We start from the raw sequence: 17,360 nt of genomic DNA, 5'->3' as shown, positions 1-17,360 counted from the left end.
GACCCCTGGCCCTCCTACGGGAGCGGTGTCCCCTGGTCCAGGGCGAGGCGCAGGTCCGTGCGTCGGCGGATGCCCAGCTTGCGGTAGGTGTGGGTGAGATGGGTCTCCACGGTACGGCGGGCCAGATGGAGCAGGGCCGCGATCTCCACGTTCGTGCGGCCCTCGGCGGCCAGTTCGGCGATCCGGCGTTCGCTGCCAGTGAGGGAGGCGGTGCCGGTCCGGCGCCGGGGGGAACGGGCGCCGCCCTGCCGCAGGCTGTGCTCGGCCAGTTCCACCAGCCGTACGGCGCCCAGCCGTTCCGCGTGCTCGGCGGCCTCCCGCAGACAGTCGCGGGCGCGGGCCGCCTCCCCGGCGGCGGTCAGCTGGCGGCCCAGCGCGAGCAGGGCCAGCGCCGGTTCGGTACCGGCCGTGGCGGTGTCCCGCAGCAGCCGTACGGCCTCCTCGGTGAGTTCCAGGCCGCGGCGGCCGCCGGTCGCCGTACCGAGGACGCGCAGCGCCCGGCCCACCGTGCGCGGGGTGTCCCAGACCCGGGCCAGCCGCAGCTCCTCCTCGGCGAGGGCGATGGCCTCCAGGGGGCGGCCGAGGGCCAGCCGGCACTCGGCGGCGGCCGTCCGCCAGGGCGTGACCAGCGGGCTGATCACCTCCCGGGCGGACTGCCGACGCCCGCACTCCAGGAAGTCGTGCAGCGCCGCCGCCGGATCGCCGGCGGCGGCCCGCACCACCCCCCGCGCGTACAGGAACCGGTTCAGCTCCCAGGAGTCCGCGGCCTCCCGCAGGTCGAGCCCGGCGACCAGCCGCTCGGCCCGGTCGGCACGGCCGGTCTCCACGAGGGCGACGAGCGCCTGGGCGTCGACGTTGGTCGGGGAGACCGACTCGGGGACGGCGGCCGGGCGGGTGTGGTCGGCGCGGGCCGCCGCTATGTCCGTACGGCAGTTGAGCAGGGCGTGGTGCATGGGGTGCAGCACGTCGGGGCGCTGCACGGCCAGGCCGCGGTCCACCAGCCGGTCGGCCTCGTCGAGTTCGTCGGCCCACTGGGCGACCGTGGCGGCCGTGCCGAGCAGGACGGGCTCGGTGAGCGGGTCGGCGGGGGCGGCGAGCAGGGCGCGCAGTTCCCGCATCGCCTCCCGGGCCGAGATCAGGCCCGCCGAGGCCGAGTGCCGTACCAGCAGGGCCTGTCCGGCCGTGCCGACCTGTTCCGGGGAGCGGTCGGCGGCCTCGGACAGCCGCTGGTAGAGCTCCTGGCGCACCTCCTGGTCCTGGTCGGAGAGGAGGACGGAGGCGGTGTGCAGGGTGCGGGTCAGGTCGGGGCGGCCGGTCAGCTCGCCGTCCACGGAGCGCAGCAGTTCGACGGCCTTGCGGGTGCGGCCCCGGCCGGTCAGCGCGGTGCCGAGGGCGACGGCCGCGCGGACCCGGTTCTGCGGGGTGGCGGGCAGCCGGACGGCCTCGGCGAGCCGGGGTATCGCGGCGGTGGAGCGGGGCGCCGCGTACTCCAGCGAGCCCAGTTCGGTCAGCAGCCGCTGCCGGTGGTCGTCGGCGAGGGGTTCCTCCAGGGCCCGGCGCAGATAGGCGACGGCGTCCTCGGCGCGGTCCTCGTAGAGGGCGTGCGCCGCCGCGTCCTGGAGCAGGGGCGGGGCCCAGGGGGCCGCCACCGGCCCGGCCGCGAGGAGTTGGCGGGCGACGGCCTCGGCGGGCGCGTCCTGACGCAGCATCGCCTCGGCGACCGCCCGGTGCGCGGTGCGGCGGCGGGCGGCGGGGACGCCGGCGAGGACCGCGTCGCGCAGCAGGGGGTGCGGGTAGCGGGGGCGGCCGTCGGGGCCGAGGGTGAGCAGGCCGAGGTTGGTCATGGCGGTGAGCCAGCCGGCCACCCGGGTGGGGTCGGCGTCGGCCAGTTCGGCGAGCAGCGGGGTGACTTCGTTGTCGGGCAGTCCGGTGGCCGGGGCCTCCTCCAGGACGGCGAGCGCACGGGCGACCTCGGTGGTGGCCGGGCCCGCGCTGTCCAGCCACCAGTGGACGGCCGCCGGGTACGCGCCGGGGTAGAGGGCGGCGGTCGTCCCGGGCACGTCCGGGTGCCGGGCGGTGCCGAGGTCGTCCAGGAGGGCGCGCAGCAGCAGCGGGCTGCCGGCGGCGGCGTGCACGCAGTCGTCGATCCAGGAGCGGGGGGCGTCGGGGAACTCGGCGCGCACCCGGGCGGCGGCGGCCACGGGGGTGAGGGGGGCGAGGGTGTGGGTGCGGACCAGCGCAGGGGGCAGGGTGTGGGCGAAGCCGGGGGTGGGCGGTTCCAGGTCGTACTGGCTGCGCTCGCTGACGACGAGGAGGATCGGTAAGCGGTCTATGTGCCGGGCGGCCTCCACCAGCCAGCGGTGCGAGGGGGAGTCGGCGAGGTGCACGTCGTCCACGACGACCAGGAGGGGGGAGGCGTCGGCGTAGGCGCGCAGCAGCCGCCAGAGTCCGGCGGCGGTGGACCGTTCGTCGCCGTCCACCGCGAGTTCGGCGAACTCAGGTACCGGGCCCAGGAGTTGCAGGACGGTGGCGAAGGAGATGGCGGTGTCGGCCGGGGAGCAGCGGGCGCGGAGCGTGCGCAGGCCGAGGCCGGCCGCCTGTTCGGCGGCGGCTTCCAGGACGGTGGTGCGGCCGGTTCCGGTGGCGCCCCGGAGCAGCACGAGCCGGCCGCCGGCGGTCCGCGTGCGCTCGGCTTCCTGGGCCAACAGGTGCATGGCGTCGGCGAGTTCAGGGGACAGACGGGTCATTCCTGGCTCCTCGCGGTGCGCTGGTGGGTTCGCGGGGTTAGAGGCGGTGGGGGTGGGACAGGTTGTGGAGGGGCCGCGTGGGCGGGGCCCTTTGTTGCGTGGACGGCACATTTGATACGGGGCTGTGGATTTCGCGGGGTGCCGGGGTGGAGTTTCGGCTGCGGGTGGGTCGTGGCCGGTCGCGCAGTTCCCCGCGCCCCCAAGAAGGCGGGTTCACTGGACCCACCTGCTTCTAGGGGCGCGGGGAACTGCGCGAACAACCCCCACCGGCCCGCGGCCGACACACGACCCCCCTGCCCCGGACCCACCCTCACTTCTCGTGGTCGCTGTCGTGGTGCTCCACGATTGTCCCTGCCCCTTCGGGCACAGCAGGCTGGAGTAATCCCGCCTGTCACCGTTCCCTCAGGGGTGACGGGCACGTGTCCATAGGGGAAGCGGTTGGCCAGCCACAGTTCATCTGCGTCGGTCGGGCGCACGCCCGTGACCGTGTACGCGCCGGACCCCATCTCCCGTGAGGGCGCGCTCAGCCAGCTGCGCCGGCACCCGGAGATCGAGGTGCGCGAGGAGTCCGAGAGCGGCCCCGGCACGGTCGCGCTGCTCATCAGCGACGGCCTCGACGAACCGGTGCTGACCCGGCTGCGCAGGGTGGTGCGCAGCGAGGGCGCGCGGGCCGTGCTCGTGGTCGCGGCCCTGCGCGAGACGGAGTTGCTCGATGTGATCGAGTGCGGGGTGGGAGCCATCGTATGGCGCCACGAGGCCACCGAACTGCGGCTCTCCCAGGCTGTGCTGGCGGCGGCCCGGGGTGACGGCGACCTGCCCGCGGATCTGCTCGGCCGGCTCATCAACCAGGTCGGCACGCTGCACCGTAACGCCGCCGGCCGGCCGGGCGCCCCGGCGTCCGGGCTGTCCCCCCGTGAGGTGGACGTACTGCGGCTGGTCGCCGAGGGACTCGACACCGGTGAGATCGCCAGCAAGCTGTCCTACTCCGAGCGCACCGTCAAGAACGTCATGCACGGGCTGACGACCCGACTGCACCTGCGCAACCGGGCCCACGCCGTGGCCCATGCCCTCCGGGAAGGCTACATCTGACCGATCGGGCAGCGGTCACCGGCACCGGGGCAGCGCGGTCTGCCCGGCGGTGCCTGCGGGGCGCGCACGGCGGGCGGCAGGATGGAGACGGGTGACAGGTGAGCAAGGAGCGGTGAGTACGGCGTGATCCACGAAGTGGACCAGGTGCTGCGGAACCTGCTGACCAGTGGCGCGCTGGAGGGCTCCGGCATCGACGTCTCCTTCGACGCCCCGACCCGCGACTGGTCGGCCCGCCGCAACGGCCCCGTGATCAACAGTTATCTGTACGACATCCGGGAGGACGTGAACCGGCGGCAGCGCGGGCACATCGACATCCGCGACGAACGGGACGTCGTCGTCAAGCGCCGTCAGCCGCCCCGCTGGTTCCGGCTGTCGTACCTGGTGACGGCGTGGACCAAGCGGCCCGAGGACGAGCACCGGCTGATCAGCGCGGTGCTGGCCACACTGATCCCGAGAGAGCTGATCCACCCGTCCGAACTGCCAGGATCGCTGGGCGCGCTGGGGCTGACGATCCCGCTCTCCTGTGCCGGCATCCAGTCCGAGGCGCGCTCCCTCGCCGAGATCTGGTCGGCGCTCGGCGGTGAGCTCAAGCCCTCCCTGGACGTCGTGATCACCGCACCCTTCCCGGCCTACCCGGAGTACGACGCCGGTCCGCCGGTCACCGAGGGTGCCGCCGTCCGCGTACGGGACGGGCTGGACGAGAACGCCCCGGTGCTGGAGGAGCGGGCCCACCGCCCCGGCCAGGTCGCCGAGGCCCGGGCCGTCCGGAGGGGCCGGGCGTGACCCTGGACGTCTCCCTGGAGCCGGCCGCTCCGCTGCTGGCCCGGCTGGCCGGCCTGCGCGAGCGGACCGCCGCGCTCGTCGAGCACCGCTCGGCCGGCGACCCCACGGCCACCGACCCGCTGCGCGGCCTCTACCTCTCCGAGGAGGCGGTCAGGTACCTCCTGAGCCCGGCCCCGGCCCCGGCCGAACTCCCGTCCCTGGACGAGGACTTCCCGGACCGCCTCGCGGAGCTCGGTGCCCGGCTGCGCCTCACCCACCTCGACACCGCGATCCTCCTCATCGCCCTGGCGCCCGACCTCGACCGCACCTTCGAGCCGCTGTACGGCTACCTCAACGACGACGTCGGCCGCCGCCGAGCCACCACCGGGCTCGCCCTCGACCTGTACGGGGTCCCCGCCCACCTCGCCGTGGCCCGCGCCCGTTTCCATCCCACCGCCCCGCTCACCGCGCTCGGCCTGCTCACCGTCGAGGAGCCCGAACGGCCTTTCCTGAGCCGCTCGTTGCGCGTCCCGGACCGCGTCCTGTCCCACCTCATCGGCGACGACACCCCGTCCGCGAACCTGACCGCGACCCTGCGGGAGGCATCCGCCGACGGGTGGCCGCACGGCGGTTCGCCGACCGACTCGCCGCCGGCCGACGGATCCGCACCCGACCGGATGCCGGCCGACGGCCCCGCGCACGGCGGTCTCTCGCATGCCGATCCCCCGCACGGCGGTCTCTCGTACGAAGACGCCGGTGCCGACGGGGACTTCGTCCGGCGGTTGGCCGGGCGGATCGCTGCCGGGCCGCTCTTCGCCTATCTCCGGGAGCGGCAGGAAGGGGAGGGGCAGGGGTGTGCGGCGCTGGCGTTGCGGCTCGCGGGGGTGGGTGCGTGGCGCTGTTCCGTGACGGGTGAGGAGCTGGTCCCGGAGTTGCTGCGGGAGGCGCGGCTGAGCGGGCGGGCGCTGGTCGTCGAGGCCGGCGGGGACCCGGCTCCCCTGGTACGGGCGCTGGGCACCGCCGCCGGTGACGTCACGGTGCTGGTGACCGCCGCTCGCCCCTACGACCCGCAGTGGTGCGACCACCGCGATCCGCTCGTCCTGGAGGTCCCCTCCCGGCGTGCCACGGCGCTGGACGCCTGGACGGCGGCCCTCCCCGCCGGCCCCGGGTTCGACCTGGCGGCCACCGTCGCGCCGTACCACCTGGGCGGCGACCGGCTCGCTCGGGCGGCCCGCGCCGCGCAGGACCTCGCCGCCTTCGACGGCACCCCGCTGGCCGCCGCCCATGTGCGCCTCGCCGCCCGTCAGCAGTCGGCGTCCGGACTCGAACAGCACGCCCGCCGGATCCGGCCCGCCGTCGACTGGCGGGACCTGGTGCTGCCCGAACGCCCGCTCACGGAACTGCGGGAGCTGGCGTCGCGCGCCCGGCACCGCGACCGGGTGCTCGGCGACTGGCGGCTGAGCGCGGGCGGCGGCCGGGGGCGCGGGGTGCTGGGTCTGTTCGCCGGGGAGTCCGGGACGGGGAAGACGCTGTCCGCGGAGGTGGTGGCCGCCGAACTCGGCCTGGACCTCTATGTCGTCCAGCTCTCCTCCGTGGTCGACAAGTACGTCGGCGAGACCGAGAAGAACCTGGAGCGGATCTTCAGCGAGGCCGACCGCACCGACGCCGTGCTGCTCTTCGACGAGGCCGACGCGGTCTTCGGCAAGCGCTCCGAGGTCAAGGACGCCCATGACCGGTACGCCAACCTGGAGTCGGCGTACCTGCTCCAGCGCCTGGAGGCCTTCAACGGCATCGCGCTGCTCACCACCAACCTGCGCGCCAACATCGACGAGGCCTTCACCCGCCGCCTCGACCTGGTGATCGACTTCCCGTTCCCCGACGAGGAGCAGCGGCTCGCCCTGTGGCGGCACGGGCTGGCGCACGTGCCGAGCACCGGCGACACCGAACTGCGGCCGCTGGCCCGTGACTTCGAGCTGGCCGGCGGTTCGATCCGCAGTGCCGTGGTGACCGCCGCCTACCTGGCGGCCGCCCGTGCCGAACCGGTCACCGCGGCGGATCTCCTGGAAGGCGCCCGCCGCGAGTACCGCAAGGCGGGCCGCCTGGTGCCCGGCGCCTGGTGAGCGGCCGTCACTGGTCGTCGGCGGACGGGCGGACGATCCCCCATTCCTGGTCGTCGTCGTCCGAGCAGTAGTACAGGGTGAGATTGGTGTCGTTGCCGCCGGTGCTGAAGCCCGCCACGTCCAGGCAGAGGTTGTCGCTGGCGAAGTTGCGGATCCAGTAGGCCCCGCCGGGCTGCTTGTCGAGCCACCAGAGCTGGTTGTCGCGCTTCGTGCCGTCGCACTTGTACTCGGTGATCGGCGAGGACAGCTTCGCCGAACCGTAGTCGGGCAGGTCCATGCAGAGCTGGTCCTTGGCGTTGCGGATCTGGAAGAGCGCGGCCGATCCGGGGCCGTCCTTCGGGTACCGCACCTCCAGGTCCCACAGCTGGTTGTCGGCGGTGGTCCCGTCGCAGGTGTACTCCCGCACCGGGCCGTCGCTGGTGCCGTTGCCGTAGCCGGGGACGTCCGCGCACTTCTTCGTGGTGGTGTTGCGCAGCAGGACGTTCGTGGCCGGTACGACCGGTTTCACGGTCTTCTTCTTCGGCTTGGGCGCGGACTGGCCCTGGCCGCCGCCGCCCGACCCGGTGTCCGGTGAGGCGGGGGCGTCGTTCTCCGGTTGCTGCGCGACCGCCGACTGCGTGGGTGCCGGGGCGGCCAGCGGGGCACTGGCGGTCGGGCTGGGCGCGATGCTGCTGACGCCGGCTTCCTGGACCTGCTCCTGGGCGAGGCTCTTGACCTGCGGTTTGTAGTTGAACCAGATCAGGGCGAAGGTGATGGCGAGGGCCAGCAGGGTGCCGAAGAGGGTGGCGAGCCAGCGGGGCAGGAACCCACGCTGGACGTAGGTGCCGTCCACAGGCTGTGGATTGACCCCGGCCCGCTGGACGGTGAGCGCGTACGGCCGCTGTTCCTTCGGCCCGAACCAGATGATCTTCCGTGGCTTGAGCGTGGCCTTGAGGAAGGCGGCGCGCCCCGGTTCGATCTGGACGTTGCTGGGGTGGATGTCGTACGAGAGCTGGTCGCCGTTGTCGCTGCCGCTGACAGAGGCGGTCAGCCTGGTGTTGCCGAGGTTGTCGATGGCGAGCCTGGGTCGGCCCCGGAACCGGCCCTTGACCGTGGGCGGCACCAGTTCGGCCCGGATCTCGGTGAAGGGGGTGATGGTGAGGTTGCCCTCGGGGACGGTGACGGCCTCGGGGTGCTCGGTGGGCGTGATCCGCACCGCGTACGGGTTGGGGCCCGCGGTCGCGTCCGGGGTGCGGGGCGGGGCGAAGGTGAGGTCCACCGTGCCGGTCGTGCCCGGGTAGAGGCGGAGCGTCTGCGGTTCGACGGTCGTCCAGGGGGCGATCGGGCCCACCGGTTCGAAGCGGTACTCGTCGACGACGTCACCGGTGTTGCGCAGCCGCAGCCGGACCCGGGTCGAGGAGCCCGGGTCCACCGTCGCGGACGACGGTTCGAGGGAGGTCCACAGGGTCATGGGGTCACCGTCAGCTTGAAGGCTTCGAGCCAGAGCGTGTTGTCGAGGGTGCCGACGAAGTCGAGTGCGTTGTTGTCGCTGCGGGAGCCCTTGCACCACTGGTCGCCCCAGTCGTGGTCGCGGACCTTCGCGCTGCTACAGCTCTGGCCGTTGCCGACGTTGAAGGCGAAGCCCTCGATGTAGGGGTCGGACGCCTTGGTGCTGCCGATGTAGTTGTCCTTGCCGTCGGCGATGATCGCCGTCCAGTTCGGGTACCACGTGCCCTGGCCGTTGGTGGACCGGGAGTCGTAGTGGAACCAGTTGGCGGCGGAGCCCTGGACGCCGTACACCGCGAGGTTGATGGCCTTGATCGGCACGTTCTTGCCGACGGTGCCGGACATGGTGCCGTCGCAGACCGGCTTCTGCCAGCCGCTGCCCTGGACGTAGGAGCGGTAGCAGATGTGCCGCCCGGCCGGGTCGTCGGCGGCGAGGCGGTTGACGGCGGTCGCCGCGGTGTCCTGCCTGGGCTTGGCGGTCACGGTGGCCGTCGCGCCGCCGCCACCTCCGCCACCACCGTCGCCGGCGCCGTCGCCATTGCCGGTGTCCGCCTGGGGCGCCGACGAGGGTGTCTCGGTGGGCGCAGGCGGCGGGGTCGGCGTGGCGGTCGGGCTGGGCGCGATGCTGCTGACGCCGGCTTCCTGGACCTGCTCCTGGGCGAGGCTCTTGACCTGCGGTTTGTAGTTGAACCAGATCAGGGCGAAGGTGATGGCGAGGGCCAGCAGGGTGCCGAAGAGGGTGGCGAGCCAGCGGGGCAGGAACCCGCGCTGGACGTAGGTGCCGTCGACCGGCTCCGGCTGGACCCCGGAGCGCTGCACGGCCAGCCGGTACGGCCGCTGTTCCTTCGGCCCGAACCAGATGATCTTCCGGGGCTTGAGCGTGGCGTCCACGAAGGCGGCCCGGCCCGGTTCGATCTGGACGTTGCTGGGATGGATGTCGTACGACAGCTGGTCGCCGTTGTCGCTGCCGCTGACGGAGGCGGTCAGCCTGGTGTTGCCGAGGTTGTCGATGGCGAGTTTGGGGCGGCCCCGGAACCGGCCCTTGACCGTGGGCGGCACCAGTTCCGCGCGCAGTTCGGTGAAGGGGGTGATGGTGAGGTTGCCCTCGGGGACGGTGACGGCCTCGGGGTGCTCGGTGGGCGTGATCCGCACCGCGAAGGGGTTCGGACCGGCCGTCGCGTCGGGCGTCCGCGGCGGGGCGAAGGTCAGCTCGACGGTGCCGGTCGTGCCCGGGTAGAGGCGGAGCGTCTGCGGTTCGACGGTCGTCCAGGGGGCGATCGGGCCCACCGGTTCGAAGCGGTACTCGTCCACGACGTCACCGGTGTTGCGCAGCCGCAGCCGGACGCGCGTGCTGCCGCCCGGGTCGACGGTCGCGGAGGCGGGTTCCAGAGAAGTCCACAGGCTCACGCCGACACGTTACGGGTGGCCCGCGACGGTGTCGCAGGAACAAGGGCAGCTTCAAGTGCCCGAAGGAGCGGCCCTGTTGGCCGTCCGGACGGGAAGCCGGGTGTCAGGAGTGCCCCTGCGGCTCTTCAGTCCCGGCGCCGGCCCGGGTAGAACGACGAGAGGCGAGAGGACGGTACATGCAGGCATACGCACGCTCAAGCACGGGTTCCGCGGCGGACCGCGACGCGGACCGCGCGCCCCGCCCGTCCGCGCCCCGGCCGGCGACGACGGACCGGCTGGCGCACCTCCAGGCGACGGCGGGCAACGCGGCGGTCGCCCGCGCCGTGCAGCGTGACCGGCACCAGCACACCGCGGGCTGCGGGCACGTCGAGGAGGAGACGGCCGCCCCACAGGACTCGGCCGTCCAGCGGGAGGCGGCTGCCGAGTGGGACGAGGCCGGCCGGCGGGACGCGGTCGCCGAGCGGGACGCGGTGGTGCAGCGGGACGCGGTGGTGCAGCGGGACTCGGTCGCCGACGCGGTGCGTTCGTCGTGGAGCCCGCTCGAGCCGCGTATCCAGAAGCGCGCCGAGGCCGGGCTCGGCATCGACCTCGGCGGGGTGCGCGTGCACACCGGGGACGTCGCCCAGCGCTCGGCGCAGCGGTACGGCGCCCGCGCCTACACCACCGGCCTGGACATCGTCGTGGGCCCACAGGGCGTGGACGACGAGACGATGTACCACGAACTCACCCATGTCTGGCAGCAGGCCGCGGGTCCGGTGGCCGGCACCGACGCCGGGGACGGGACGAAGGTCTCCCACCCGAACGACCCGTTCGAGCGGCACGCGTCCGACAGCGGCCGCAAGCTCGCCCAGGGCGTCGCCCCCGACACCACACGGCCGGGGACGGGCGGCGGTGCGGCGGGTGCCGCCCCGGTGCAGCGGTACCAGGTGATCGAGCCGGGCCAGGAGGGCTATCCCACCAAGCACCCGGACGCGGACGACGAGCAGTTCTTCGTCGGCCAGGACACGAACGAGCGGGGCAGTTGGTACGACCAGGACGACCCGCCGCTGCCGCACCTCGTCTACGAGGGCGCCGTCCGGCTCGCCGTCTCCGACGACTTCTCGCTGGCCGTGCAGCACGCCGCCGGCGGCAAGGAACCGAAGACCTTCTTCGCCACCAACGCGCGGATCAGCTCCTCCAACGAGCGGCTGCCCGATCTCACCCGCGGCAGGGGCGTCCGGCTGGAGAAGACCGGCCGTCACCTGACCTTCGAGGGGATGGGGCGCAAGGAGGTGCTGTACGAGGTCCAGCCGAAGGGCCGGCCCTCCCGCCGGGACAACACCGTGCAGCACGGCCTCGACGTGCGGGTTCCGCAGCGCTGCAACGCGATGGCGGAGTTCGTGACCGGGCAGAAGTCCGTGGACCTGACCGGCGGCGACGCCTACTGGGAGACCCTGGGCAAGGCGCTCGACCGGCTCACTTCCGGCAACAAGTACGAGAAGCGCCTCAAGGACGCCTTCAAGAAGGGCGACACCGGTGTCGCCGGACCGCTGATGCTGGAGATGAGCGGACTGTTCCAGCAGCTCGTCGCGGATCAGCCGGACGAGATGGAGAGGGTGCTGCGGCGGCTGGAGGTCAACGAGCACGCCAAGATGCCGAAGGCCGGGCACGTGATGATGGTGAAGGCCGAGGCCGACGCGGACCAGCTCGCGGAGATGCAGGCGACCGGCGACCGCCCCATGCCGTACCACTTCGGCGGTGTGGTGGCGAAGGCCGGCGACGACTACGTCACCATGGAGAACTACGCCCGCGAGCAGCCCGGCCGTTCCACCCTCGACAGCGGTGACCCGCTCTGGTACTTCCGCATGTACGGCCGGGAGGCCGGGCGCACCTGGCACGAGTGCTGGGCGACTCCCGGGAACACCAACCTGGTCGGCGCGATGCTGACCATCACGCTGCGCTGAGCATCCGGCGCCGGTACGGCCGGCCGGTCCGCGTGTCCTGCCCTTCCGGGCACGCGGACTGCCCTCGGGCAGGCACCTCGGGCCGTTTCGGCGGACGGGCCTCGCGCGTGAGGGTGGGAGACGTTCCTGTCTCGTACCCCGAGGAGAGCAGAGCATGCCGTCCTACCTGTCGCCCGGCGTCTACGTCGAGGAGGTGGCCAGCGGCTCGCGCCCCATCGAGGGGGTGGGCACGTCGGTGGCGGCCTTCGTGGGCCTGGCCCCGACCGGTCCGCTGAACGAGCCGACGCTGGTGACCAACTGGACGCAGTACGTGGCGGCCTTCGGTGAGTTCACCGACGGGTACTACCTCGCGCACTCCGTCTACGGCTTCTTCAACAACGGCGGCACGGCGGCGTACGTCGTCCGCGTCGGCGGCACCGCGGAAGGGGCCGACGGGTCCGCCGAGGGCGCCAAGTCCCCCGCCGCGGTGAGCGGTTCAGCGGCGCCCGCCGCGCTGCCGGCCGGCGAGGCCAAGCAGCTCGGCACCTTCACGGTCAGCGCGATGGCCTCCGGCGACCTGAGCGTCGAGGTCGCCGACCCGGAGGGCGAGGGCCCCGCCGAGCGCTTCAAGCTGATCGTCAAGGACGGCGGCAAGCCCGTCGAGACCTTCGACGTGACCGCGAAGAAGGGCGGCCGCAACTACGTCGTCACGCAGGTCAAGGAGCGCTCCAAGCTCATCACCGTGACCGAGGCCGCGCCCGCCGCGCAGCTGGCCCGTCCGGAGAACCAGACGGTGGCCCTCGTGGCCCCCGCCCAGACGCCGGCGTCCACGCCCCCCGTCGTGGACGCCGGCTCCCACCCCGGCCCCGCCACCTACCTCGGCGACTCGGCCGACCGCACCGGCTTCGGCGGCCTGGAGGCCGTCGACGAGGTGTCCATGGTGGCGGTGCCCGACCTGATGGCCGCCTACCAGCGCGGCGCGATCGACCTGGAGGCCGTCAAGGCCGTCCAGCTCGGCCTGATCGCGCACTGCGAGCTGATGGGCGACCGGGTCGCCGTCATCGACCCGCCGCCCGGCCTCAACGCCCGCCAGATCCGCGTCTGGCGCCAGGAGACGGCCGGCTACGACTCCAAGTACGCGGCCCTCTACTACCCCTGGATCAAGACCTTCGACCCGGCCTCCGGCACCTCCCGGCTGATCCCGCCGTCCGGCCACGTGGCCGGCGTCTGGGCCCGCAACGACGCCGAGCGCGGTGTCCACAAGGCCCCCGCGAACGAGGTCATCCGGGGCGCGGTCGACCTGGAGCTCCAGATCACCCGCGGCGAGCAGGACCTCCTGAACCCGATCGGCGTGAACTGCATCCGCGCCTTCCCGGGCCGCGGCATCCGCATCTGGGGTGCCCGCACCCTGTCCTCCGACCCGGCCTGGCGCTACCTGAACATCCGCCGGTACTTCAACTACCTGGAGGAGTCGATCCTGATCGGCACCCAGTGGGTGGTCTTCGAGCCCAACGACCACAACCTCTGGGCCCGCATCCGGCGCAACATCTCCGCGTTCCTCGTCAACGAGTGGCGCAGCGGCGCCCTGTTCGGGCAGCGGCCCGAGGAGGCGTACTACGTCAAGTGCGACGAGGAGACCAACCCGCCGGAGTCGGTCGACGTCGGCCGCGTGATCTGCGAGATCGGCATCGCGCCGGTCAAGCCCGCCGAGTTCGTGATCTTCCGGCTGGCCCAGTTCTCCAGCGGCAGCGGCGAACTCCAGGAGTAGCGGGGGCGGTCGGCCCCCAACCCCTTCGTTTTTCAGGCAACTTCAGTAGAACGGGCAGTAGGACATGAGTCTCCAGCCGGGTGACGCCCTCACATCACACAATTTCGGCCTCCAGATCGACGGCGTGATGGTCGAGTACCTCGCCGAGGTCAGCGGTCTGTCGATGGAGCAGGACGTCATCACCTACCAGCAGAACACGCCGGACGGGAAGAACCACGTCCGCAACCTGCCGGGCGTGAAGAAGAACGGCACCTGCACGGTCGTACGCGGTATGACCCAGTCGTCGTCGTTCACGCAGTGGATCAACGAGTCGATCAACGGCCAGATGGCCACGGCCCGCAAGAACGCCACCATCATCATGATGGACTTCCAGAACACCCCGGTGAAGCGCTACAACCTGCGCAACGCCTGGTGCAGCAAGATCGACACCAGCACGGTCAAGGCGGGTGAGGCGTCCGCGCTCACCGAGTCGGTGACCATCACGTTCGAAGAACTGGTCATCGAGTAATGAGGCGTTCGGCCGGCCGGGCCGGGAGCGTGGGGGCGCCGCTCGCACCGGAGGTGACGGCGCCCCCCGTCGCCCCGCAACCGGAGGCGCCCCGCGAGGTGCTGCGCACGGAGTTCCCCTTCCAACTGCCCCGCGGGTACGTCGACGAGCAGGGCACCGTCCACCGCGACGGCGTGATGCGCCTGTCGACGGCACGGGACGAGCTGATCCCGCTGCGGGACATCCGCGTCCAGGAGAACCCGGCGTTCCTGTCGGTGGTCCTGCTGGGCCGGGTCATCACCCGCCTGGGCACGCTGCCGCTCATGCACGACGGCATCGTGGAGAACATGTTCGCCTCCGACCTGGCGTTCCTCCAGGACTTCTACCGGCAGATCAACGCGGAGGGGCACACCCGGGCCGCCGTCAACTGCCCGCACTGCTCGGAGCCCTTCGAGGTGGAACTCGGCGGGAGCCGCCTGGGGGAATCGTGACGTACGCGACCGACCGGCTGCACGAGGAGATCGCGTACGTCGCCTACCACTTCCACTGGAACCTGGAGGACATCCTGGACCTGGAGCACGCCGACCGGCGCCGCTACACGGCCGAGATCGCGTCCCTGGTGACCAGGGCGGCGACCGCCGCCGGCACGGAGGGCTGACCGGTGGGCCTGTGGGATCGGGTACGGGGACGCGGACCCGCGACCGGGGGCGGGGCTGGGGCCGGGGGCAGGGCTGGGGCTGGGGCCAGGGCCGAGACCCTGGTACCGAGTCCGGCTCCGGCTAGGGGACAGGGTCCGGCTTCGGCCGCGGAACCGAGTTCAGCTTCGGCTCCGGAATCGAGTTCGACGTCGCTTCCGGCTGGGGCCGGGGAGTCTGGTGCGGGGTCGCGTCCTGTGGTGGCGGCGGCATGGTCCGGGCTGCCGCCGATCCAGCGTGCGCTGGGGCCGGGCGGCCAGGTCGCGGACCCGGGGTTCGGCGGGCGGCTGCCGACCTGGCAGAACCCGTCGTTCATGGGCACGCGCTCACACGCGGTCCTGGACGGCGCGTCAAGCGCGAATCTCACGAACGGCGGCAGGACCGGGCTGACCGGCACGGGTGCCCTGGGCGGCCTCGAACGGCCGGCGCAGTCACTGCCGTTGGCGGGACCGATGGGCCGACCGGGCGGCCGACCCACAGCGCTCCCCGTGGTCCCGCTGCGAGAGGTCGGCGCCGGCCCGGCCGGCCCGTCGGCACCGACCGCGTCCTCCCGGCCGGGCGGTGCGAGTGGTCGGGGCGGTGTGAGCGGTCAGGGTGGCGCGACCGGCACGGCGGGCGGGACCGGTTCGACGGGTTTGGTCGGCTCGGCTGGTTCGGCTGGCTCGGTCGGCTCCGGGCGCTCGGTCGGGTCGGTGAGTGCGGGGGCGCCGTCGGTGCAGCGGGTGCCGTTGGCGGGGGCCCAGGGTGGGGGCGCGGCCGTGCGGAACCCGGGGCCGGCGGGAGCGGTACGGAACGGGGCGAGCGCGTCGACGACGCCGCCGACCGCGCAGACCCCGCAGACCCCGCCGGTCAAGGGGGCGACGTCAGCCGTCCGACGGCCGTCATCGGCCACGCCCACGACGGCCACTCCCGCTTCGGCTGCTGCGGGTGCGGTGCCGGTGGCGTGGGTGCCGCAGGCGACTCCGGCCGTCACGGCTCCGGCCACCGGTCCCCGGGTCGCACCGGCACCTCCGGTCCCGCCTCGGCGCAGCGCGCTGACGCAGGCGCCGGCGAACACGTCGGCCGCGGCCGTGCAGCGGCGTACGTTGCCGTCGGCGCCGCGGACGGTGGCGGCAGGCGAGGCCACGGTGACGCCGTCGGCGGGCGAGGGCGACCGAACGGGGAGCAGCGAAACGGCTGAGGGTGTGCCCGCGGCGCCGAGCGGCGGAGCGGCACCGCACTCCGGTGGACAGGGCACCGCCTCCCCGACAGCGCCGGTCGTACAGCGATCCACGTCCAGGACCGGACCGCCCGTCCGTCCGGCCACACCGGCTCCCTCCGTGCCGACCGCACCGGCGACGCCCGCCGGGACCGGGCAGCCCGCGGCTGTCACGCGTCGATCGGAAAAGAACAGGGCTTCGGGCACGGGCGCTCGTACGACGTCGACTCCGGCCGTGGGCAGAGCTTCCGCGTCCGCCACGCCATCGGTCACCGAGGCGGTCGTACAACGCAGCGCGCAGTCCACCGCACCACAACTAACGGCACCACCGATACCCCGGGCACCGGAAGCGCCCCGCGAGGCGACCTACCCCCAGCAAAACGGCATCTCGGAAGAGACAGGCCCGACAGCGCCTCGCCAGAGCAGTGGGACTCCGGCGAAGACGGCGTCGCCGACGGTGTCCCTTCAGCGGCGTGCGGTTGTGGGAGATGCGGCATCGACGGCTGCCCCTCAGAGCGGCGGGGCCTCGGCAGAGGCGGTGCCGGTGGTGTCTGTTCAGAGGCGTGCGGCTGCGGGCGAAGCGGGGTCGGCGGCGGCCGGTCAGAGGCGCGGGGCTTCGGGGGAGACGGTGTCGCCGGTGGTGTCTGTTCAGCGGCGTGCGGCTGCGGGTGAAACGGGGCCGACGGCGTCCCGTCAGAGTGGCGGGGCCTTGGGAGAGACGACATCGGCGTTGTCCCGGCAGAGCGGCGGGACTTCCGGACGGACGACGTCGGCGTTGTCCCGGCAGAGCGGCAGGGCTTCGGGGGAGATGGCGTCGCCGGCGGTGTCTGTTCAGCGGCATGCGGCTGGCGGTGAAGCGGGGTCGGCGGCGGGTCAGAATCGCGGGGCTTCGGCAGAGACGGCACCGACAGCGTCTGTCCAACGGCGTGCGGTTGCGGGTGAGACGGGGTCGACGGCGGTCGGTCGGAGTCGCGGGGCCTTGGGAAAGGCGGCGCCTGCGGCGTCTGTCCAACGGCGTGCGGCTGCGCGTGAGACGGGGGCGACGGCCGTCCCTCAGCGTGGCGGGGCCTCCGCAGAACCGGCGGTGCCGACAGCGCCCCTTCAGGGGCGCGGGGAACTGCGCGACCAGCCCCCACCGGCCCGCACCGCACCCACACCTCCCCTCACACCCCGCCCCGGCCTGGGCGCCCCCCTCTCCTCACCGACGGCAACCCACGGCGTCCCCACGCAACCGGCACCCGACCGCGTCGTCACCACCGAGCCCGTGCAGCGGCGAACGACGGAGAGCCCCGCAACCGTCCAGCGCGCCACCGTCACTCCCGCTGCTCCCCGCCTCGGTCTCGGCGCCCCCGTCCTGGGCCCGGCCACCACCGGAGCCCCCGCACCCGCCGACCCCAAGGCGCCCACGGCGTCGCCCCTATCGCCCCTGCCACCTGTGCCGTCCGTGCAGCGGCAGACGCCGGCCACCGCGTCGCCGGACCACCGCTCCGACGGCCAGACGTCCGCTCCGAAGCCGATGCCCCCGATGCCACCGATGCCCCCAGGCGGCCTCCACCAGCCCGAACCCCTGCCCCCCTTCCTGACCGGTGCCCCCGCCGTCACATCCACCACCCCGGCCTCCCACCTCCCCGTCTCCATACAGCGAACCGCCGCGGCCCCCCAGGCCCCCCAGGCCCTCCA

At 73.3% G+C, this 17,360-nt stretch carries 12 protein-coding genes and 1 pseudogene; 9 read left to right on the top strand and 4 right to left on the bottom strand.

Annotated elements, in window-relative coordinates; genetic code table 11:
- Positions 1–14 precede the first annotated feature (14 nt).
- Positions 15–2,747, bottom strand: a complete 2,733-nt coding sequence (locus tag MB828_RS11700; RefSeq protein WP_301648102.1) for a LuxR C-terminal-related transcriptional regulator — start codon at positions 2,745–2,747, stop codon at positions 15–17.
- A 480-nt stretch (positions 2,748–3,227) separates the two neighbouring features.
- Here MB828_RS11700 and MB828_RS11695 point away from each other — a divergent pair, with 480 nt between their 5' ends.
- The 3 genes from MB828_RS11695 to MB828_RS11685 all read left to right on the top strand — a co-directional run bounded on the left by MB828_RS11695 (position 3,228) and on the right by MB828_RS11685 (position 6,718).
- Positions 3,228–3,836: a helix-turn-helix transcriptional regulator gene (locus MB828_RS11695; protein WP_301648101.1), complete on the top strand. Its 609-nt coding sequence runs from the start codon at positions 3,228–3,230 to the stop codon at positions 3,834–3,836.
- 123 nt (positions 3,837–3,959) lie between these two features.
- On the top strand, positions 3,960–4,619 hold the full coding sequence (locus MB828_RS11690; RefSeq protein ID WP_133023595.1) for a DUF4255 domain-containing protein: 660 nt from the start codon (positions 3,960–3,962) through the stop codon (positions 4,617–4,619).
- The gene (locus MB828_RS11685; protein WP_301648100.1) at positions 4,616–6,718 is read left to right on the top strand and encodes an ATP-binding protein; all 2,103 of its coding nucleotides are present in this window, start codon (positions 4,616–4,618) and stop codon (positions 6,716–6,718) included. The genes MB828_RS11690 and MB828_RS11685 overlap by 4 nt, the downstream gene beginning before the upstream one ends.
- Before the next feature lie 7 nt (positions 6,719–6,725).
- Here the strand turns inward: MB828_RS11685 and MB828_RS11680 are convergent, their stop codons facing one another.
- Together MB828_RS11680 and MB828_RS11675 are read right to left on the bottom strand one after the other, a co-directional pair.
- On the bottom strand, positions 6,726–8,168 hold the full coding sequence (locus MB828_RS11680; RefSeq protein WP_301648099.1) for an RICIN domain-containing protein: 1,443 nt from the start codon (positions 8,166–8,168) through the stop codon (positions 6,726–6,728).
- Positions 8,165–9,610 (bottom strand): hydrolase, encoded by a 1,446-nt coding sequence (locus tag MB828_RS11675; RefSeq protein ID WP_301648098.1) that lies wholly within the window; start codon positions 9,608–9,610, stop codon positions 8,165–8,167. The genes MB828_RS11680 and MB828_RS11675 overlap by 4 nt, the downstream gene beginning before the upstream one ends.
- Positions 9,611–9,786: 176 nt before the next feature.
- On the opposite strand from MB828_RS11675, the gene MB828_RS11670 reads away from it, so the two are divergent.
- From MB828_RS11670 to MB828_RS11650, 5 genes are all read left to right on the top strand, one after another.
- The gene (locus MB828_RS11670; protein ID WP_301648097.1) at positions 9,787–11,553 is read left to right on the top strand and encodes an eCIS core domain-containing protein; all 1,767 of its coding nucleotides are present in this window, start codon (positions 9,787–9,789) and stop codon (positions 11,551–11,553) included.
- Positions 11,554–11,707: 154 nt separating this feature from the next.
- Positions 11,708–13,300: a phage tail sheath subtilisin-like domain-containing protein gene (locus MB828_RS11665; protein ID WP_301648096.1), complete on the top strand. Its 1,593-nt coding sequence runs from the start codon at positions 11,708–11,710 to the stop codon at positions 13,298–13,300.
- Positions 13,301–13,364: 64 nt separating this feature from the next.
- The gene (locus MB828_RS11660; RefSeq protein WP_046726369.1) at positions 13,365–13,808 is read left to right on the top strand and encodes a phage tail protein; all 444 of its coding nucleotides are present in this window, start codon (positions 13,365–13,367) and stop codon (positions 13,806–13,808) included.
- Positions 13,808–14,278 (top strand): hypothetical protein, encoded by a 471-nt coding sequence (locus MB828_RS11655; RefSeq protein WP_301648095.1) that lies wholly within the window; start codon positions 13,808–13,810, stop codon positions 14,276–14,278. The genes MB828_RS11660 and MB828_RS11655 overlap by 1 nt, the downstream gene beginning before the upstream one ends.
- Entirely contained in the window at positions 14,275–14,445 is a 171-nt protein-coding gene (locus MB828_RS11650; protein ID WP_165941477.1) for a DUF6760 family protein, read from the top strand. The genes MB828_RS11655 and MB828_RS11650 overlap by 4 nt, the downstream gene beginning before the upstream one ends.
- A 626-nt stretch (positions 14,446–15,071) precedes the next feature.
- On the opposite strand, the gene MB828_RS11645 is transcribed toward MB828_RS11650, so the two are convergent.
- Positions 15,072–15,854, bottom strand: a complete 783-nt coding sequence (locus MB828_RS11645) for a hypothetical protein (RefSeq protein ID WP_301648094.1) — start codon at positions 15,852–15,854, stop codon at positions 15,072–15,074.
- A gap of 1,090 nt (positions 15,855–16,944) precedes the next feature.
- Between MB828_RS11645 and MB828_RS11640 the strand changes: the two are divergent.
- A pseudogene (locus MB828_RS11640) lies at positions 16,945–17,360 on the top strand (hypothetical protein); the annotation flags it as partial.

This window comes from Streptomyces arenae, from assembly GCF_022343545.1.
GTDB classification, from domain to species: Bacteria; Actinomycetota; Actinomycetes; order Streptomycetales; family Streptomycetaceae; genus Streptomyces; species Streptomyces humi.
The sequence above is the reverse complement of the archived record's forward strand: the minus strand, read 5'-3'. Positions and strand labels throughout refer to the sequence as shown.